Origin of the sequence: Shewanella sp. KT0246, from assembly GCF_019654955.1 — a bacterium.
In the GTDB taxonomy this organism is placed as follows: Bacteria; Pseudomonadota; Gammaproteobacteria; order Enterobacterales; family Shewanellaceae; genus Shewanella; species Shewanella goraebulensis.
The window spans coordinates 1-20537 of sequence record NZ_BPEV01000049.1; the positions used below are offsets into that span (position 1 = coordinate 1).

General features: G+C 40.0%; 16 protein-coding genes and 5 tRNA genes. 7 read left to right on the plus strand and 14 right to left on the minus strand.

Annotation, left to right across the window (positions count from 1 at the left end; genetic code table 11):
- Nucleotides 1-30 precede the first annotated feature (30 nt).
- The 5 genes from K5Q58_RS18445 to K5Q58_RS18465 all read left to right on the plus strand — a co-directional run bounded on the left by K5Q58_RS18445 (nt 31) and on the right by K5Q58_RS18465 (nt 636).
- Nucleotides 31-107: transfer RNA gene (locus K5Q58_RS18445), tRNA-Met, on the plus strand.
- Nucleotides 108-184: 77 nt separating this feature from the next.
- Nucleotides 185-261, plus strand: a tRNA-Met gene (locus K5Q58_RS18450).
- Nucleotides 262-290: 29 nt separating this feature from the next.
- Nucleotides 291-367, plus strand: a tRNA-Met gene (locus tag K5Q58_RS18455).
- A 29-nt stretch (nt 368-396) separates the two neighbouring features.
- Nucleotides 397-473, plus strand: a tRNA-Met gene (locus K5Q58_RS18460).
- Between the two features lie 86 nt (nt 474-559).
- Nucleotides 560-636: transfer RNA gene (locus tag K5Q58_RS18465), tRNA-Met, on the plus strand.
- 215 nt (nt 637-851) lie between these two features.
- Here K5Q58_RS18465 and K5Q58_RS18470 read toward each other — a convergent pair.
- On the minus strand, nt 852-2030 hold the full coding sequence (locus tag K5Q58_RS18470; RefSeq protein ID WP_220755328.1) for a PLP-dependent aspartate aminotransferase family protein: 1179 nt from the start codon (nt 2028-2030) through the stop codon (nt 852-854).
- A gap of 1583 nt (nt 2031-3613) precedes the next feature.
- Here K5Q58_RS18470 and K5Q58_RS18475 point away from each other — a divergent pair.
- Nucleotides 3614-4162 (plus strand): sugar O-acetyltransferase, encoded by a 549-nt coding sequence (locus K5Q58_RS18475; RefSeq protein ID WP_220755329.1) that lies wholly within the window; start codon nt 3614-3616, stop codon nt 4160-4162.
- Nucleotides 4163-4171: 9 nt separating this feature from the next.
- On the opposite strand, the gene oleD is transcribed toward K5Q58_RS18475, so the two are convergent.
- The 6 genes from oleD to K5Q58_RS18505 all read right to left on the minus strand — a co-directional run bounded on the left by oleD (nt 4172) and on the right by K5Q58_RS18505 (nt 11756).
- Nucleotides 4172-5212 carry a 2-alkyl-3-oxoalkanoate reductase gene (gene oleD / locus K5Q58_RS18480; protein ID WP_220755347.1) on the minus strand — a complete coding sequence of 347 codons (1041 nt, stop codon included), beginning with the start codon at nt 5210-5212 and terminating at the stop codon, nt 4172-4174.
- 57 nt (nt 5213-5269) lie between these two features.
- Entirely contained in the window at nt 5270-6940 is a 1671-nt protein-coding gene (gene oleC / locus K5Q58_RS18485; protein ID WP_220755330.1) for an olefin beta-lactone synthetase, read from the minus strand.
- A 117-nt stretch (nt 6941-7057) separates the two neighbouring features.
- Entirely contained in the window at nt 7058-7942 is an 885-nt protein-coding gene (locus tag K5Q58_RS18490) for an alpha/beta fold hydrolase (RefSeq protein ID WP_220755331.1), read from the minus strand.
- 49 nt (nt 7943-7991) lie between these two features.
- Nucleotides 7992-9041: a 3-oxoacyl-ACP synthase III gene (locus K5Q58_RS18495; RefSeq protein WP_220755332.1), complete on the minus strand. Its 1050-nt coding sequence runs from the start codon at nt 9039-9041 to the stop codon at nt 7992-7994.
- Between the two features lie 255 nt (nt 9042-9296).
- Nucleotides 9297-10568 (minus strand): SAM-dependent methyltransferase, encoded by a 1272-nt coding sequence (locus K5Q58_RS18500; RefSeq protein WP_259651394.1) that lies wholly within the window; start codon nt 10566-10568, stop codon nt 9297-9299.
- 12 nt (nt 10569-10580) lie between these two features.
- The gene (locus K5Q58_RS18505; RefSeq protein ID WP_259651395.1) at nt 10581-11756 is read right to left on the minus strand and encodes a chemotaxis protein; all 1176 of its coding nucleotides are present in this window, start codon (nt 11754-11756) and stop codon (nt 10581-10583) included.
- 229 nt (nt 11757-11985) lie between these two features.
- Here K5Q58_RS18505 and K5Q58_RS18510 point away from each other — a divergent pair, with 229 nt between their 5' ends.
- Nucleotides 11986-12207, plus strand: a complete 222-nt coding sequence (locus K5Q58_RS18510; protein ID WP_220755333.1) for a DUF1289 domain-containing protein — start codon at nt 11986-11988, stop codon at nt 12205-12207.
- Nucleotides 12208-12329: 122 nt separating this feature from the next.
- Here K5Q58_RS18510 and K5Q58_RS18515 read toward each other — a convergent pair whose 3' ends face one another.
- The 7 genes from K5Q58_RS18515 to pstA form a co-directional block, all read right to left on the minus strand.
- Nucleotides 12330-12686, minus strand: coding sequence for a YajD family HNH nuclease (locus K5Q58_RS18515; RefSeq protein WP_220755334.1), 357 nt, complete (start codon nt 12684-12686; stop codon nt 12330-12332).
- 184 nt (nt 12687-12870) lie between these two features.
- Nucleotides 12871-14847 carry a BCCT family transporter gene (locus tag K5Q58_RS18520; RefSeq protein ID WP_220755335.1) on the minus strand — a complete coding sequence of 659 codons (1977 nt, stop codon included), beginning with the start codon at nt 14845-14847 and terminating at the stop codon, nt 12871-12873.
- A gap of 162 nt (nt 14848-15009) precedes the next feature.
- A complete protein-coding gene (locus K5Q58_RS18525; protein ID WP_220755336.1) occupies nt 15010-15603 on the minus strand; it encodes a DUF502 domain-containing protein in 594 nt (197 codons plus the stop codon).
- A 140-nt stretch (nt 15604-15743) separates the two neighbouring features.
- A complete protein-coding gene (locus K5Q58_RS18530) occupies nt 15744-16889 on the minus strand; it encodes a putative sulfate/molybdate transporter (protein ID WP_220755337.1) in 1146 nt (381 codons plus the stop codon).
- 359 nt (nt 16890-17248) lie between these two features.
- Nucleotides 17249-17959: a phosphate signaling complex protein PhoU gene (phoU, locus tag K5Q58_RS18535; RefSeq protein ID WP_220755338.1), complete on the minus strand. Its 711-nt coding sequence runs from the start codon at nt 17957-17959 to the stop codon at nt 17249-17251.
- 64 nt (nt 17960-18023) lie between these two features.
- On the minus strand, nt 18024-18842 hold the full coding sequence (pstB, locus tag K5Q58_RS18540) for a phosphate ABC transporter ATP-binding protein PstB (protein ID WP_220755339.1): 819 nt from the start codon (nt 18840-18842) through the stop codon (nt 18024-18026).
- A gap of 28 nt (nt 18843-18870) precedes the next feature.
- Nucleotides 18871-20529 carry a phosphate ABC transporter permease PstA gene (gene pstA / locus K5Q58_RS18545; RefSeq protein WP_220755340.1) on the minus strand — a complete coding sequence of 553 codons (1659 nt, stop codon included), beginning with the start codon at nt 20527-20529 and terminating at the stop codon, nt 18871-18873.
- Nucleotides 20530-20537 lie beyond the last annotated feature (8 nt).

Sequence of the window (20537 nt, forward strand, 5' to 3'; positions counted from 1 at the left end):
GGTCGTTATAGTTCGCCCCGCTTAAACGGACGCGGGATGGAGCAGTTTGGTAGCTCGTCGGGCTCATAACCCGAAGGTCGTTGGTTCAAATCCAGCTCCCGCAACCAATTTTGTAAAACAAATCAATTATTTGTTTAGTTTTATAAAACTGCAATCTGTTTAAGCAAGATAGTTTATATTCGGACGCGGGATGGAGCAGTTTGGTAGCTCGTCGGGCTCATAACCCGAAGGTCGTTGGTTCAAATCCAGCTCCCGCAACCAATATAACAACTATCAATATTAAGTACGGACGCGGGATGGAGCAGTTTGGTAGCTCGTCGGGCTCATAACCCGAAGGTCGTTGGTTCAAATCCAGCTCCCGCAACCACTTACTTAATAAAAATTGAAAAAATCGGACGCGGGATGGAGCAGTTTGGTAGCTCGTCGGGCTCATAACCCGAAGGTCGTTGGTTCAAATCCAGCTCCCGCAACCAATTTCTTATAAACCTTTTATAAGATGTGCAATACCTGATGCTACATCAGCAAAAATACTTTTCAATTTAGCTAAAATAAATACGGACGCGGGATGGAGCAGTTTGGTAGCTCGTCGGGCTCATAACCCGAAGGTCGTTGGTTCAAATCCAGCTCCCGCAACCAATTTATTATAAGATTTACCTTCTTAGCTTTATCTAATAACTTCCTGTAAGAACTTCCTGTAAGAACTTCCTGTAAGAACTTCTTATTAAGAACCATCTTTTAAAAATTTTCTAAGCACAATCTCTTTGCCACTTAATCTGCAGTAAACCTTACCTCTTAATTACATAAAAAAGCCCGCCAATAGCGAGCTTTTATATCCCTGATTTTTTATGTATTCAGATCAGTCTTAAAGCTTGTTCTAAATCAGTAATTAAATCCTCAACATTTTCTAACCCAACCGAAATTCTCAATAAGTTATCTGTGATACCAGCTTCTGCACGAGCTTCAGGTGTATAGGGCGAATGAGTCATAGATGCTGGATGCTGCACCAGTGACTCCGCATCTCCTAAACTCACTGCGATTGCAAATAACGATAAACGATTGACGAAGTTAATTGCTGCTTGTTTATCGCCATTTAATTCAAATGCAATCACCCCACCGGCTCGTTTCATCTGACGTCCAACATAGGCATTACCTTGATGAGACTTAAGTCCTGGGTAGAACACCTGATTTATTTGAGGGTGACTTTCTAAATAATTGGCAATAGTTTCAGCATTATCACAATGACGGGTCAACCTAACATCCAATGTTTTGAGACCACGAAGAATTAACCAAGCATCATGGGGCGAGATCACGCCGCCAAAGTCTTTTAATATTTCATATTTAACTTTAAGAATATGCGCTTCACTGCCACACACTATTCCCGCAATTACATCTCCATGACCATTGAGGTACTTGGTTGCACTATGAATAACCATATCAACTCCCATTGATAATGGCTGTTGCAACAGTGGTGTCATAAAGGTGTTATCGACAATACTAATTAGCCCATTTCGCTTTGCTATCTCGACTATCGCGCATATATCAAACACCTGTAAATGCGGATTCACTGGTGTTTCACAAAACACTAATTTGGTGTTGGGTTGAATAGCTGCCTCAATCGCAAGCGTATCGCTAAAATCGACAAATGTGGTATTAATTCCAAGGCGTGTTAATTGAGTGCTAAGCAATGCGAAAGTACAGCCATAAATGGCGTTTGATGCAATAAGGTGATCGCCAGTTTCGAGATGAGTCAGCAATGCTGATGACACGGCAGCCATACCAGATGCGCACGCTGCAGCACTTTCAGCGCCTTCAAGCATTGCCATTTTACGTTCTAGCTCATCAGTAGTCGGGTTACCGAGCCGAGTATACATATGGCCTGGTTCATCACCTGCGAATCGAGCACCGCCTTGTTCTGCATTATCAAACACAAACGTCGCCGACTGATAAAGTGGCGTCACTAATGCCCCAAAGCCTTCTTTCTTATGACCACCATGAATTGCTAAAGTGGCTAAATTCCATTGTTCTTGCATCCTGCCCTCCCTGCTCACTTTTCATTAGAGTAATATTTGTTTTATTAGTGAGTTGGAATTTAAGATACAGAGGTTGATAATTTAACCAATGCTTATAGATGTTTTAGTGCACAATCCAATTGTAAATCATATGTTACATGTGATAATTAACCCAATAAAAAACACTAATTTAAAATTAATTTCTCATCCTAATATTAAGGCAAGCTAATTTAATTCACCTGCTGTAGTAACTAATGCCATACCTGTCGCCTGATACCGTAAACGAAATCTTAAAAAATTTTATTGAGCTAAATAAGCTTAATTTAAATCGAACGTCAAAAAAATGTCTTACCAAAACCTAAAACGTTACATTTATTACTCTATTGCTGCCTAAATAAAAAAGACCCAGAAGCATTTCACGGGATAGACAACAAAAAAACAAATGACATATTTACACAGCAAAAACACAACCTTAACAATACAACTCGCTACCACCATAATCAACATACAGACTCAATAAACACAACACGTAACAATAGAAAGATACAAAACCACAGATAAGTCAAATTAATGACAAAAACATTTTGCGGCTCAAATTAAAAGACATTATGATAGTTTTATTGCGGTTATTAAGGACTAATTATGATTCACGCAAAGAAATGCCCTCATTGTCATAAATCGAATGGCATAAATAAGTTACACAGGACTTTTATAGAGAAGCATTTCAAGTTTAGAGGTTTCGAAAAGTTCAGCTGTGATTGCTGCTCATCAACTTTTATGATCAATCAACTTTTTCCAAAAGAAGTTGTAGTTATCTCAAATGCTGCTTAATTAAAAAATCATTTTATATACGCATATTGAACTAGGCGTATATAATTTGATTTGTTCAGCCTAACCTTCTACATATTTCTTTTTCTGCTAATTCTCCCTCTTCATATCGCTTGGTATGCCATTAATTACCTATGATTTGATATGAAAACTTAAAGCTTTCACCCTCTTTTACGTTAAATAAGTTCAATGTGGGATACTTCGATATAATATTGTTCTGTAAATTGATAACTTCCAGTTCCAGCAGTCCAAAACTCTTTTATCCCTGAGTAAGTCTTGATTGTTGTGAAGATAAGTTGCTTGTTTGATATAACTTTAATAGCTTCAAGGTTTAAGTCTTGATAATCGATTCACTGATTTTCATCATTCAAATACTCTCCTAAAATTAGATTCCAACTATCTATCTATTGACTTTTTCAATGTATTTTTCAATGAGCTTTGCAATTGTCCGGTTTAGTTTTCATCATCAACGGCAGTGACAGAACGACTCACAAAGAATGCAAATAAGACTAATTAAAGTTTAATCGGCGATAACAATGTAAGTCGCTATGTCATTTGGGTTCCCAGTAATAAATATTGTTAGGCTCCAAGTTATTGTTTATTTTGCTATTGTATATTGGCAAGATATAGCCAACTTTGGTCTACTGGAAAATATGCTTTTTATTATAAACTTTATGACCTGCTAACTATGAACATACAAAGCTAATGTAGAAAATAACCAAGAAAACAAATATAGAAAAAGAATGGCCATCTCATAATGAAAAAATGGGGCTGATATGACAGAAAAAGAGAAGATGCTAGCAGGTCAAGCCTATGATGCGTGGGAACCTGAATTACTGGCATTAAGAGCCAATGCCAAAAAGTTATGCCATCAGTTTAATCAACTTTGTCCGTCTGAGAATGATAAGCGTAATCAAATTATTAACGCACTGATTTCACCAAAGGATAAGTGTCATATTGAGGCTAATTTTTTCTGTGATTACGGCATTAATATCGAAGTTGGTGATAACTTTTATGCTAATCATAACTTAGTCATATTAGATGTTTGCAAGGTAAAGGTTGGCAATAATGTCATGTTTGGTCCTAACGTGATGCTTTCCACAGCAACTCATCCTCTTGATGCAATCGAAAGGCGCTCAACAGAATACGGCAAACCCATCGTTATAGGTAATGATGTCTGGCTTGGGGGAAATGTTTCTATTTTGCCTGGCATAACTATTGGTGATAAAGCGGTGATAGGTGCTGGAAGCGTTGTCACCAAAGATATTGCCGGCAATGGTGTATATGCCGGCAATCCATGTAAGTTTATTAAACCCCTCGTTTAGGGTAAACGGTTATAGCGACTGCTTTAGTCGCTTCATGCCTTCATCAATATTGATTAGGGCTTGGTAACCAAAGTCTTGTTTGGCTGCACTGATATCAAAATAATGACAAGTTGAAAGTTGGCGAGCAACAAAGCGCGTCATAATAGGTTCTTGCTGTTTTTTGAGCAGGCCGTAGACAGTTTCTAAAACAACCCCCGCTGTATAAGCAACACCAGCAGGCACACGTTTTGTGACAGGAGCTATATCAACACAAGCCAAGATTTTATTAAGCATTGCTGCCATGGTTATTGGCTCATCATTACTTAAAAAGTAAGCCTTACCCGCGGAATTAGCTGCAGCGTTTAAATCATTTGCGGCAAGAATGTGAGCATAAGCGGCGTTGTCTACATAAATGGTGTCTACCAATTTATCTTGTTTGCCGACTAACTTTAATTTACCTATTTTGGCACGTTCAATTACCCGTGGTACAAGGTGAGGATCTTCAGGACCCCAGATTAAATGCGGTCTTAACGCGGTGGTTTTAAACTCTGAAGTATTGGCATTAAGCACCATTTTTTCAGCAATGGCTTTTGAATGCCCATAATAGTTTAGGAATTTTTCAGCATAAGGGGCTGACTCATTAATGCCTGCTTCATCTTCACCAGCAAAGGTGACACTTGGCGTGCTGGTATAAACCAAACGCTTGATATCCAGTGCTTTACAAGCTCGAATAATATTAGCAGTGCCATTAACATTTGGGTCAAAATAGCTTTCTCTGCTTCCCCAAACACCGGCTTTAGAGGCGACGTGAAACACAAGATCGCAATCTTGCATTGCTGCATACAAACTATCGTAATCAGCAATATCACCTTGAATCATAGTGACTCCCATTGCTGTTAATTCTGGGTAACTTCCACGAGCAAAACCTACGACGTCAATATCTGCTGCTCGCAGTCTTTTACAAATAGTTTTACCTAAAAAACCACCTGCACCTGTCACAAAAACCTTACTTACCGTCGGTTTTAGCGTCTGCAATGCGGCTTGTTCTTGTATTAATAGATCTTCAAACATCAACGGACTCTTATGGTTAGCAGTATTGTTTTTTGACACATCACTAATAGTCACAGGTTATTCCTTCCACTGCTTCTGCGCCCACACACTGAGTTTTTCTCTGAATATTTTAGCGTTATGGCGTACATCAACTGGAAAATCTGGATGAATTAAAAAGCGATGAATACCTTTTGTATGTTGGTGCTTGTCAGCAATATCGAGCAAGTCTTGATATAAAGCTTTGCTGGTTGAACAAACAACTCCTTTATCAAGTTCGACACATAATAGCGGCACTGTTGTCCCATTAATCTCAATAGCCACTAATGCTGAGCGCTTAACTTGTTGATGAGTATTAAATACTCGCTCACAAGGTATAGAGAAATAGCGTTTATCACTGTCTACACGGTGCGCTTTACGTCCGCACATCCACAGTTTGCCTTCATCATCAAGGTAACCAACATCGCCCATTCGGTGACGAATAGTTGTTCCATCACTGTTGATGTCAGCAATTTTGGCAATCGCCGTGGCGCTATCACGATGATAATAACGGCCACTGACCATAGGACCTTTAACAACAATTTCCCCTATCTCGCCATTTGGCAACATGAGTGAGTCATCCCACTGGCTAATCACATCTTCTGTTATATCTATGATAGCGATTTCAACCCCTTCAATAGGTCGCCCAACACATATTCCTTTGCCATTATCGGTGGCTTCAGTCGTCTCCAATAATGCCGAACTCGGCATCATGCTGATAGGTAAAGATTCAGTGGCGCCATAGGAGTTCAACACTTCAACATCTGGAGAAAGCATTTGACTGAAGCGTTTAATTGAGGAAATCGTCGCTGGCGCACCTGCGGATATAACCCGCTTAACGCTGCTAAGTTTATGATCTGTTTGCTCTCCTGCCTGACCTAAACGCTCAAGCAGCGCTGGATTAACAAACATATTTGAGCATTGATACTTTTCTATCGCTGCAAATAAGTAATCAGGGTTCGCTGTAATTGGCTTACTTGCATCCATTGCAGGAACAATTGATGCCATCCCTAATGCTGGCCCAAATAATGAGAACAATGGGAAAGTTGCCAAATCACGTTCGCCAGGTTTAATTCCATAATCCAATTTTAATGCTTGGATTTGTGCTTCAAACATTGCATGACTATAAACCACACCTTTTGGTGTTCCAGTACTTCCGCTGGTAAACAAAATCGCCGCTATTTCATCATGTTCAAGCAACTTAACGGAGTAAGGCTTTGCGGTTTGAGCTTTAGGGAGTTGATCAATACTTTCTGCACCAGATAACCAACGTTGAACACTGCTGCCGCCCACATTCAAGTTATGTTTAACCGACGACTTACCCCAACCTAATAGTCTTCGGGCAATATTAGCCTTTGGAATACCGATAAAAACATCAGGCTGTGCTTCTTCAAAACATTGTTTAAGATTTTTAACACCCATACCTGGGTCGACTAAAATCGGAATAATACCGGCTTTGAATAAAGCAAAAGTCAGTACAAAAAAATCGATACTCGGTGTCACCATTAATACTGCTTTCATACCAGCTTGAATACCAAAATCATTCAGCCGATAAGCTATGTCATCAGATTCAACATTTAGATTGTTAAAGTCGATTTCTTGATACGAAAGAGTGCCAGATTGAGCTGTTTGCACGGCGACAGCAAGATCTGTTGGAGAATGTTGTGCAGCATGAGATAAATGCTGACATATGTTAGCCGTTTTTATGGTCATAAGCTCACAGTCATAATTACGATTACAAATTAACTACATAGATAACAATTGGTGTTAACTTTTCTAGCAGCAAAATAAAAAGGCATCATTACGATGCCTTTTTTTGCTGTCAACACGTTAACCTTTTGGCTGCTCAGCCATAAAGTGCTGAATAAGCCCAATGACATCTTCGCTAGCATCTTCAAGAATATAATGACCGCAATCATCAAACTCTCTTACTTGCGCATGAGGCATGTGCTGACGCCATTTATCTAAAAAGTGCTTATCAAATACAAAATCTTGTAGTCCCCAACAAATTAACGTTGGTACATCAGAAAATTTCGCTAAGCTGTCACTGATTTCAGTGACTAAATCGTAGTTACGATCTTCAGGCTTTAATGGAATATCCTGCACAAAACGTAGTGTCGAAATACGATTTTTCCAGTTATTAAATGGCGCTACGTATGCTTCACGCACTTCTTTTGCCATTGGCTGACGTTTAACGCCAACATAAGACGCTATTGATGAGAATGCGTTAAAGCCTCTCACTAAAAACGTCCCCAAAATGGTTTCACGGCAAACCCACAATGCCCACGGAAACGGTTTAGTTTCTGGTAAATGAAACGCTGCAGTATTTAAAAACACTAAACGTTTAATGCGCTCAGGATAGCGAGCGGCATAGCCCATACCAATCATACCGCCCCAATCGTGAACAACTAGGGTAATATTTTCTTTCACATCTAAATGGTCTAGCAAAGCTTCTAAATCGTCAATGCGATTTTTTAGGGTGTAATCGTATTGTGGATCGTCGGGTTTATCCGATAAACCACAACCAATATGATCTGGCACGATACATTGGTGAGTTGGGCTTAAAGCACTGACCAAATTACGATAGTAGTAACTCCAACTCGGATTACCGTGAACCATAACCACTGGTTCGCCTTGACCTTCATTGACGTAATGTAATTTATTGCCATTACGATCTAAGTAATGACTGTCAAAAGGCAACAGATTCTCTAACATGATGCTTCCTAATAATTTTTATAATACTGTTAAATAACCAGTTGGATAACTACCACTTGATGCCGAGCATCATACAGTTTAATCCACTGCCTATTCCTAGAAAGCTCACTTGATCGCCTAGCTTTAAGAAACCTTGGTCATGTGCAATCGCTGCTGTGACTGGTAACGATACTGTGCCCATATTGCCCAATGTTTCATAAGTTGGGTATTCTTTTTCGTGAGGAATATCTAATGCATTTAACACTTGTTTACGGTTTGATGCGCCAACTTGATGACAAATCACTTTATCAACTTGATCAACGACCCAATCACGTTGAGTTAAGAAATGTTCCCAAGTGTGCTTAGCTAAATCAACGCCCTCTTTTAACAAGGTAACGGCATCAGTGCGCATAAACTCGCGATAAAGTTTTTGGCTAGTTTCTTGTAACCCCCACTGACACAATTCATGGTGTTCAGGAGCTGATAAATGGCTCGCACCTAATAATTGATGTTGACGAGTATTTTTAAGAGGCAAACTGCCATCAGTCAATATCACAGCTACTGCACCAGAACCACCAGTCAATGTAGCTAGTGACTGAGCAAAATTTTGCATTGTAGGATCAGACAACATATTGTCGATAGTCACTTCCACAATATCGCGGGCTGATTCACAGGAAACCACCATGCCAGCTTTAATTTGGCCTAACTCAATGCGATTAGCAATATCTAAAATCCCTGACAACACTCCAAGACAAGCATTACTGATATCATAAATCGCAGTATCTTTAGACACTCCTAGCTCAGCTGCAACACGACAAGCAGTTGCAGGCTCATGTTGGTCACGACAAACGCCGGTATACACCACAGCGCCTAAATCGTTCACACTAATGCCAGTTTCATCAACTGCTTTTCTTGCGGCGCATAAAGCTCCGTCAGATAAACGATAGCCTTTTGGCCACCAACGACGTTCTTTAATACCGGTTAATGCAGCAAGTTGCCCCATTGGAATACGAAACTTTTGATAAAGCGGCGCAAGACGAGATTCTAGGTCTAGGCTAGACACCACTTGGGGTGCTAACTCATAAGCCATACTATTAATAAAAACGCGGGAATATTTCATGAAACCGTATCAATCGCTCACTTTAAGGTCGCTTACAGCAACCATATTTATTGGTATTTGTTATTAACCCGCCATTTGAGCAAGAAAAACCCAAATATTCAATATAAAACCACTTTTAGTCGCAGATAAATCTATCTAAACCACAGTTAATTTGACAGAAACTTACAACGACATAAGTTAATTAAATCCGTTTCACTGTATTTTAAAACTATATAACAGCGAGTTAGCTAACATTTCGAACATAGATAATATCAATTATCTTTTTTTAGCCTGAATTAAGCTATTTCTTGGAGTAATACTGTTTGAACAAAATTCAAACACCTCAACTTGATAGTGATGTTGCTCTAGGTAACACACTCTATCTAATATTAACCAGTGCTCTAAAACCTGCCTGAACAAGTGAGCAACCAAATCAATCCGTCTAGTCAGCCGTTGTCTATCGCGCCCTATTTGGAAATATGCCTCAATATCATCAATCGCGGAAATATCCACTTGTTTTTGCGAAGCTGCCCAATGACAAAAATCGACAAAACCACCTGAGAGTTGGCTACGTTTGATACTTGGGATAGGTAGATAATTAGAATTGCCAGTCGCATCTCGTTGCAAGCTATCAAACCCTAAGCGCCAGCATATTTCTTGATGCCTTAAGGCGAGTTGCTTTTGATTTGCAATCACGCTTTGTTGCAGTGGCAGCTGTAAATCGTGTCTAGATAAGCTAAAGCTCGCTTGTTTAGCCGCATCAGAAAGTGGCTGGTATTGCTTCGCTTCGATTAAATGATAACAACAAGGCGAGAATGAAATCGACTGTGTGGCAGCTTCTGTGGCTAAATTAAGTAAGCGAACATGCAAGTCACCACATGCATGTAGTGCAACGGCATGTTGCTCAGTCTTTAATGGATTTTCATCCAACTTAAATACATCGGTGCAGCAAAACTGCTGAGGCAAGTGCCAACGTTTAGCAAAATTTTGTCCTTGCTCGCACAGGCTTTGTTGCCATTCTAGACTGGTTACATTGGTATGAAGGGTTTTAGCAAGATAACGGCCTAAATGTCCTTTACCAGCACACCACTCTACAATCGGTAATCCATCTAAAGGAACATGGTAAGCAAACTGAGTGATTTGTTGCCACTTACGTCCTTTAATATGGGCACTAAAGTGACTTAATTCAGTTTCTGTTAGTGCTGACTTACTATCATTTCCGGTGCTAGCTATAAACTCATTGCACAATAAGCTTCTCAGCTCAGTAAACTCAATAGTCAAACTTGAGCTCGAATTTGAACCCGAGGCTGAGTTCAAATCCTCAAGCACACTTGGCAACAAAAATTCCACGAGCGTTTGCTGTTCAACATCTAACGCATCAATATCAGCATCATCAATTTGCCACACTTTATCTGCCAATCTTGGAAATGCTTGTTCCCAAGGTAAAGATTGGCACTCAAATGCTTGCACTTGCCATAAAGGCTTAAGCAAGGTTAACCATTTGCTTATCTGCAAGAGTTTCGTTGTGTTAGCAGTACTAATAGACAATGCTGAAGCCTTCTATGCTTGTTTTCTTATCGCCATTCGCTTGCCTAACCAGACACCGAACCCTAAAGGCGCAAAAAATACCGCGATTAAGAACAAAATGAAATACACAATCATACTCTTGAGCATTTCAGTGATCTGTTTGAAGACCAATTCAACGGTTTTATGGGTTAACGAATCTAAATCCTGAATCGCTGCTTCTCGCTCATCAGTAATCATTTGCACCAATGCTTCACGCTCATGGGTAATAATCAGCGCAAGCGAAGCACGCTCTTTTGATAGCTGTTGCAGTTTATCATCTGTCACTGCACTTAACTGCTCAATTAACGGACTCAGTTCGGTGCGCATATCTGACGCTAACAGTGTCATCATTTCTGGTGTTTGTTCCATTAAGGCTTGAAACTTTACCGTAGTTTCGCTGATATTTTTAAGAGCTTGTTCTACATCGGCGGCATTAACATCTGCATGCAAGGCATATAGTTCGGCTTTCCAACCTAATATTTTAGGCATTTGCTGAGTTGTCATGGCCATTCTATCTGACATATCACTCATCACTTCAGGCATTGAGCCAAAAGTAGTGATCGCTTCAAACTCAGAAATATTGCTATAAGCTAACCAATCTTGAAACGCTGATGTTCGACTAAAACTAATATCTTTAATTGGATTTTTTGCTACATATTGCTTAATAAAAGCTTGATGTTTTTTGTAGCTGCTAGCATCAACAAATCCTTTGACCGTTTTTGCAAACTGCGCTGATAATATCTGACTCGCCTCTATCGCAATGATTTGCTGCTCACCAAACAAATCACTGCCAGCACCTTCAGAGAAATACTGTTCCATTTGTGCGGTAAACACCCAAGTATCCAGCATTGCTGCCACTGGTGAAGCTTGAAAAATCGCACGCTGTAAGTTTTGCTCTGAGTAAATTTTCCACATCAGAGTATTCGAAATAACCGTGACATCATCTGTGCCATTGGCAATGAGATCAGCACTGGCTTCTACTTGAGTATAAAAAGTGTAACTAAACTCACGGCTAAACATCCGCATGTTAATTTGATCTTTAGGTAATGGCTCGACACCACTTTCAAGTTTCACTTCAAGTAACGAACACCCCGTCATAATGAGTAAACTTAACACCGCCATCGATATAATAGACCCGCGCTTTACTACTGAACATAGCCAAGATTTCATGGTATTCTCCACACCAACTTGTAGCAATTAAGCTAATTTTATCCAACACCAACTCGCCGCTAATGTTACAAAAAAAACAAAATAGCGACAGTTAACCATCAAGATTAACTAGTTGATATATAATAATTAAATTTCATCGAAGACTAATTTTTATCATGCTTTATGTCTAGTTTTTTGATGGATAAATGAATACCAATCACTCCCTGACTTGTAATTATAGGACGAATAAATGCACTCACCTTGCGTTGCCAAATGCGGGCTAAACGATGACGACTTTTGTATGGGTTGTTTTAGACACATCAATGAAATAGTTGGCTGGGGAAAGGCTAGTGACGAAAAGAAACAACAAATTTGGGATTTATTGCCTGAGCGCAAACAAACACTTAAAGGTGGTAATAGCCATCAGGTGATCAGCCGAGACAAATGGCTAGCTGCCGAAGGTAAGCTGTAACATCAGTTTATTCAGCAGCTTAATGGCTAAAACCCAAAAAAAGGTTACCCGAAGGTAACCTTTTAATTCAACTCAGCGAACACTTTAACAGTGATAGTAAACCTTAAGTTTTTAGCAATAACTTACTTTTTCATCATCGATTTTAAATCAGCAAAAGGATTGTAAGTCGCAGCTTCTTGTTTCACTTCTTTGGTGCTGCCGTAACGGATCAATTCTTCAAAACGGGAATGCTCGTTATCGTGACAATAAAGACATAATAGCTCCCAGTTAGAGCCATCTGATGGGTTATTATCATGGTTATGATCAACATGATGCACTGTAAGCTCAGATAAATTCTTATGGGTGAACTCACGAGTACAACGGCCGCATACCCAAGGATAGAGCTTTAACGCTTGTTCGCGATATCCTTTTTCTCGGCTGGCTTTGTATTCTCTCGCTTCCGCTAATACTTTATCTAGTTTACTTTGAGTGCCTGACATCGACTTTCCCACTATTGTTTGTTAACCATTAGTGACCAATTTTTATAAATTAGCCCAAAAAATTACCCCAAGGATAATCTCAGTTATCACTTGAGGCAATGTTTTCTGCTATAGCGATTATATAGCGACTAAATTTAAGCAGTGCCTATAGCCATCACACTTATTACAGAAGCTTTAAAATTCATTAAACCATCACCAACTCAGAATTAGACAGGTGTTGATAATGCAGATAACGCTCATACTGGTTAACGATATCGGCAATAATCTGCTCTTGTGTATAGCCCATCACATCATAATGCTGGCCACCGTGCTCTAAAAACACTTCTACTCTGTAGTAATCTTGATGACTATCAAACGTCTCGACTTCAGTACCATTCATCGTAAAGGCTCGGATACGGAGCCCATAGGCAAATGGCGAAGTTTCATTTTCAGAACTGCCTATTAGTAGCCATACCCGTTGGTTAACTTGAGTAATTACCGCTGGTACATTTTTGTCTAAGAAGGCTTGCTTTACTTCTTTCAAAGCAGGTTTAGCAATCATATCCAGAAAGTTTTGTGCATCTTGCTGGCTTGGCTGCGAAACCAGCACATCAATCCGGTCTTTCCAGCTCATATTCGCCTGTGCAAATTGGACGCTAGTATTATGTTGTTGGACACTTTCAAGCTTTAAACGGTCATCTTTAAGGGCTTTATATAGTCCAATACACATCAAAAACATCACAATCAAAAATGGCATAGCACTGGCAATCGCAGCGGTTTGAAGTGCATGTAAACCACCAGCAACGAGTAATACAGACGCTACAACACCTTGTAAAACCGCCCAGAATAATCGCTGCCACACAGGTGAAGTTCTATCACCACCTGAGGTTAAGTTGTCTATGACTAATGAGCCTGAATCAGAAGAAGTCACAAAAAAGGTCACCACTAAAAAGACGGCTACAACGGATAAAACTGTGCTAAATGGTAAAAACTCAAAGAATCTAAACAATGCCACCGATACATCATTACTTACAGCATCCGCTAAGTAAGTTGCACCGCGATTCATAATGGCGTCAATGGCAGTATTACCAAACACCGTCATCCACAAAAAGGTGATCCCTGTGGGTACAAACAACATACCCATTAAAAACTCACGAATGGTACGTCCACGACTCACTCGGGCGATAAAAGTACCAACAAATGGAGACCAAGAAATCCACCAGCCCCAATACAATAATGTCCAACCACCAATCCAATCCTCTTTTTGCTCATAGGCATAGAGGTTAAAAGTTTTATTCACAATATCGCTAAAGTAACCGCCAGTGTTTTCCACGAATGCTTGTAAAAGCATTACCGTAGGTCCTAAAAACAATACTGCTATTAACAAGATTAATGCTAAAAAGAGATTCAACTCACTTAAGCGTCTTACCCCTTTATCTAACCCTGCTACAACCGAAACTGTCGCGATGGCAGTAATGCTAAGGGTTAAAAACACTTGAGTGGAAATCGTATTCGGGAATCCGTCTATTAAATAGCTCAAACCTGAATTGACTTGTAAAACGCCAAAACCAAGTGATGTCGCAACACCAAACATCGTGCCTAACACTGCGAACGTATCAACCGCATGGCCAATAGGGCCATAGATCCGATCACCGATTAACGGATACAAACCGGATCTTGGCAATAATGGCAATTTATGACGATATGAAAAGTAAGCTAAACTAAGCGCAACCACAGCATAGATAGCCCACACATGAAGACCATAATGATAAAAAGTGATTTTCAGAGCATCTTTAGCAGCTTGAATGCTTTCAGGATCTGCCTCTGGCGGAGCCAAAAAATGCATTACAGGCTCAGCGACACCAAAAAACATTAAGCCAATACCCATGCCTGCTGAAAAAAGCATCGACACCCAACTCTTGTTGCTGTAGTCAGGTACTGAATGATCTGGGCCCAACTTAATATCCCCGTATCGACTAAGCATCACATAGATAATAAATATCAAAAAGATGCCAACACCAAGAATATAAAGCCAACCAGCTTTAACTTCTAACCAGGATTGAATAGATTTAAAGAAATGGCTAACACTATCTGGCCATACAGCACAGAATAGAACCATCATAAAAATAAGTATTACAGAAGAATAAAAGACAGGCGGGTTAACACTCGACTTCTTTGACATGATAGAGAACCAGAATAAGTTACGACAAACTGCTAAAAATCTGCTTTAAAAACAAAAAGTTAACTTATAATGCTGCTAACTAATATTTTTCGATTTCATGCAACCGTAAAAAGAAAATTAAGTATATGTGACTACAAATATAGTCACACCACCATTAATAATCTATTTTACAGGGGGATTATTATTAGAAATGGAAATACCAGCAGTTAGATTAAAACGCATTGCATCTTCAAAAGACCAATCGACCTCGATGAGATCTTCGCGTTTAACTAAACTTGTCACACCAGCCATTTGATAACTCAACTGGAATAATACCGGCACCCAATCACCTTCAGGTAAAGCTTCAGTTAACGGTTTAGGCGCTGTTTGATTCATAATAAACCCAACAACATAACCACCATTTGCTTGCTTAATTAATACCGTCTTTTGATTTTTGGGCTTTCCATCTCGCTTCATCAACGCAGCAATATCTCGAATACTTCCGTAGACCGATTTAAACAAGGGGAACTTCATTAACTGCTGTTCTAGCCAGCCATATAACCAAGCAAATGGACTAAACGAAAATAACACCCCTGAAATAAACACCAAAACGGCGACTAGAATAAAGCCTGCACCGACAAAGGTATTATTAAGGTCAACTATATCCAGCAGTAAATGACCTAGGCCATCTAAAGAAATAAATAACGACCAAAATAACCAAAGACTTAATACCATAGGTAATAAGTTGGTTAATCCACGAGAAAGGGTATTTTTCATTTAGCTCACGAGAAAGAAGATTAAGCGGAAAATGTTAACACAATTTGCTCATTAGTCATGTCGCATATACGAGATGACTAATTGAGCAAACATGACTTTGTGAACTTAATCACATTCAATTAAGTTTACTGTTCTCATTTTTAATTTTTTGAAGCAGAAAATGACACCCATTGATGGCGTCCTAACTCTAAAACAACTCCCACAGCTAAACCAGCAGCAGTATTGATAACAAGACAAGCTAACGCCGTAGAAAAAATCACAAAAATACAAAAAGGTTTACCATCGATAAAACGCTTTGACCAAGCAAGTTGAGTACCTGCTATTGCGAGCAAACTCCCTAGCACCGCAAGCGGGATTAGCGAAAGAACAGTCGCAATGCCCTGCCCCCAAAACGCTGCAATAAGTAAACAAGTGACGCCAAAAATAGTCGGCGCTAACCAAGTGCGTGCGCCAAAATGATGCTGTACCGCTAACCCACCCGCGCCGTGACACATAGCAGCACCGCCAAAAGGAGCCAATAACAAATTTGACCACCCTGAGGTTTTAGCAAAAGCCTGTGGAGTAAATTTGTCACTATCATCGGGAAACTTGTCTTTTGCCATCGCAGAAATAGCGATCACCGCATTGGTTAGTGTCAGTGCCAGCTGCGGCAATACCAATAACACAGCTGCAGAACTCCATTCATGACTATCAGGCCAGCTAAACTGCCAAGTTGCAGCTTGGGCGAAATTAAAATTGGGCGCACTTTGGCTTAGGTACTGCCAAGTAATGCCTAACAAAATAACCAGAGGCATCACAATGTATTGCATCGGCATGAAGCGACTTAGAAACAATGCAGCAAAAGCGAGTAATCCCACAGCCCATGTTTCACTCATCATAAAGCCGCCCATCCAAATCAATTGAATACCAATCGCTAATTGGATCCCGATGCTAATAGCTGGCGATAACTGTTTCGCCATCCATTGAATGATGCCGCTGTATGCGAGTATGAGGAGTATTACCCCCATTAACATGGCGGAAGCTTGCAACATGCCTGGTGTTAACCCTTCAGCAATCACCAGAGCACTGATTACTTTCATGGGTTGTATTGGGATAGGCCTGCGATAGTAAAAAGCGGTAAAGAGTGCAAAGCAACCAAAACCTAAAAAGATGCCTTGTGGGGAAAATTGGTTTAGTGCGATAAGCCCTAATACCAAAGGAAGAAAGGTGCCTAAGTCAGCAAATGCGCCGCTTAGCTCTCCTGAAAATTTGTTTACGTTATTTAATCTATGGGTCTTACATCTCATATATCTTGCCATAAGGATTGGATATAGAGATAAAGCAATTAAAGTGCCAAATTTTATTTGTGACCTATTTCATAAAAATTTCGATTTTTTAATAAGTTATAGAAAATGCTGAGACAAACTGTCTCAAAATCATTATTTCCACAAGGTCATTTTGTCCAATTTAGCATTCTCTTAATCATTCTTGATAACTGATGACTTCCTTTGAGCTAGCTCTTACACATCTGTCGCATCAAAATATCTGTTGCAAGAATAGTAATCGCAATAAATCGCTGCCACGAAAAAGCCCCTATAAAGGGGCTTAATCTTACTATCGACAATCACATGTATATGCTGATAGCGATGAATATAGAGCTGTCGATTTACATGTTTAAATCTTTTTCCATATCTTCATATGAAGTATGGCGAACATCTTTACCTTTCACGAAAAAGATAATGTATTCACAGATATTTTTACAACGGTCACCGACACGCTCAACTGCACGCGCAGCCCAAAGTACATCTAGTACCGCTGGGATAGAACGAGGATCTTCCATCATATAGGTCATTAATTGACGAATAATACCTTCATACTCTTTGTCTAACTTGGCATCTTCTTTATGCAACTCTAGTGCGTTTTCCGCATCCATACGTGCAAATGCATCAAGGGTCGCATGAAGCGTGCGCGTAGCATGACGTCCCATGTTTTCAATACTCACCAATAATGGCTGCTGATTGTTTAAACGCTTATCTAAAGCCGCTTTAGCAATACGTACACAAGCATCGCCAATACGCTCTAAATCGGTAATGGTCTTACCGATTGTGATAATAAGACGTAAATCACTTGCAGCAGGCTGACGCTTAGCAATAATACGAGTACATTCTTCATCAATAGCCACTTCCATGCCATTAACTCGATGATCGCCATCAATGACTTTCTGCGCAAGTTCGGCATCAAGTGATGCAAGTGCATCAAGTGACTCTTCAAGCTGACGCTCTACTAAGCCACCCATCGCTAATACGCGGTTACGAATATCTTCTAATTCAGCGTTAAACTGACCAGAAATATGCTTATTTAAACTTTTGTTTTCCATTACTGTATCAACCTTTATTCTTTAAAATATTGACCTAAGCCATCAGCTACTAATGCCAGTACAATTAGCCGTAACGACCTGTAATGTAATCTTCTGTCTTACGTTTTTGTGGCGTGGTAAAGATAGTATTGGTATCAGCGTACTCAATTAATTCACCCATGTACATGAAGGCGGTTTGGTCTGATACACGTGCAGCCTGTTGCATGTTATGCGTTACGATGACCACAGTATATTTTGATTTAAGATCCGTGATTAACTCTTCAATCGTTAACGTTGAAATTGGATCCAATGCCGATGTCGGTTCATCGAGTAATAATACTTCTGGCTCAATGGCAATCGCACGAGCAATAACAAGACGTTGCTGCTGACCACCAGATAAACCGAAAGCGTTATCATGTAAACGGTCTTTCACTTCATCCCAAATCGCAGCGCCGCGAAGAGAACGTTCAGCCGCTTCATCTAACTCACGACGGTTGCTCACACCTTGTAGGCGTAATCCGTAAACCACGTTCTCGTAAATCGATTTTGGAAACGGGTTAGGACGCTGGAACACCATACCGACATTACGGCGAAGGGCTGCGACATCGACTTTCTTGTCATAAATGTTCTGGCCGTGAAGTAAGATCTCACCTTCAATATGACAAGTTTCAACTAAGTCGTTCATTCGGTTAATACAACGTAATAGCGTTGATTTACCGCAACCACTTGGGCCAATAAATGCTGTCACTTGGTTTTTCGGGATCTTCATGCTCACATCAAATAGAGCTTGTTTATCGCCATAACGTAAGTCTAGATTACGAATTTCTAGCGCAGTATCCTGTGCAGGTAGGTTTGCTAAATCGACAACTTCAGATTTAATAGCGCTTTGATCAATAGAAATCATTTTTGTTTTTTCCTCAGGATATCGCTAATTAATGTTCTAGCGAACGGAATTTTTCACGTAAGTGATTACGTACACTAATAGCTGTTAAGTTAAGTGTCACAATCACAGATACTAATAAGAATGAAGTTGCATAAACTAATGGTCTAGCCGCTTCTACGTTAGGGCTTTGGAAGCCAACATCATAAATATGGAAACCCAAATGCATAAACTTACGTTCTAAATGGATAAACGGGAAGTTCATATCAATGGGAAGTGTCGGTGCAAGTTTAACAACACCCACTAACATCAACGGCGCAACTTCACCTGCTGCACGAGCAACAGCCAAAATAAGACCTGTCATAATTGCAGGACTCGCCATTGGAATAATTATGCGCCATAAGGTTTCAAACTTTGTCGCACCTAAGGCTAAACTGCCTTGTCGTACTGCTATTGGAATACGACTCAAACCTTCTTCAGTCGATACAATAACCACTGGAAGAGTCAAAATAGCTAAAGTTAATGCTGACCAAATTACACCAGGCGAACCAAAGGTTGGCGATGGTAATGCTTCAGGATAAAACAATTGGTCTAATGAGCCACCCAACATATAAACGAAGAAGCCTAAACCAAATACACCGTATACAATTGACGGAACACCCGCTAAGTTAATCACCGCAATACGGATCATCTTAGTTATTGGGCCTTTCTTAGCGTATTCGTGTAAGTAAATCGCCGCTATAACACCAAATGGCGTCACAATCACAGCCATCAGCATAACCATGAATACTGTACCAAAAATTGCAGGGAATACACCGCCCTCAGTATTGGCTTCACGTGGGTCATGGCTAACAAAGCGACCTAAACCAACAAACCAATGCACGACTTTATCAAAGCTATTCATGCGGTTTACATAGCTAACATCAAGTACTGAATCAAGCTTTAAAGTGACTTCTTCACCGCGCATATCACGAATAATAACAGAGTCTCTTGCCGCTTCATCACGCAATGCAAACAAGTCTTTTTCCATGACTAAATAGTCTTGGTTCAACTGCTCAGCTTGCGCATCAAGCTCTGCTTTAAGTGCTGGCGTTAACTTACCATCTAACTCGTAACCACGTTCTTTTAAACGTAGACGTTCCAGTGCATAGTTAACTGAACCAATTTCAGACTTCTGCAGTTTCAGCGCTTGCTTACCAATATTAACCGAACGTTCTATATGCTCTTCTAACGACGCTTCAATTTGCTCACCTTCAATTGATAAACGCTTACCGTCTTCGATAACGGCTATAGGATAGCCATAGAAGTTACCGTTTTTAGTACGCTCAAACATTGCGATATCAGTTGGCTTTTCACGACTCACAATATCCGTTGCTAATATCCAGCGGAAATCTAAACCAACAAACTCACGGTTACCCGTTTTAACTAAATAACGCGTAACAAACTCACCTGGATGTTCATTAAACGTGTGACCCGCTGAAATTAATCGCTCAGTAGGCACTTCTTCACGGTCGTAAATTTCACCGATTAAGGTCGACTTAACACCATTATTGTCTTCCATTTCCCACTGATAAATATCAGCAGGCCAGAAGTAACTTAAACCGCGCCAAGCAATTAATAACAACAAACCAAGTACTGCAATCAAGCTGATACTTACTGCACCACCAGTCATCCATATCCATGGAGAACCTGATTTAACCCACTTACCCATTGCTCAAA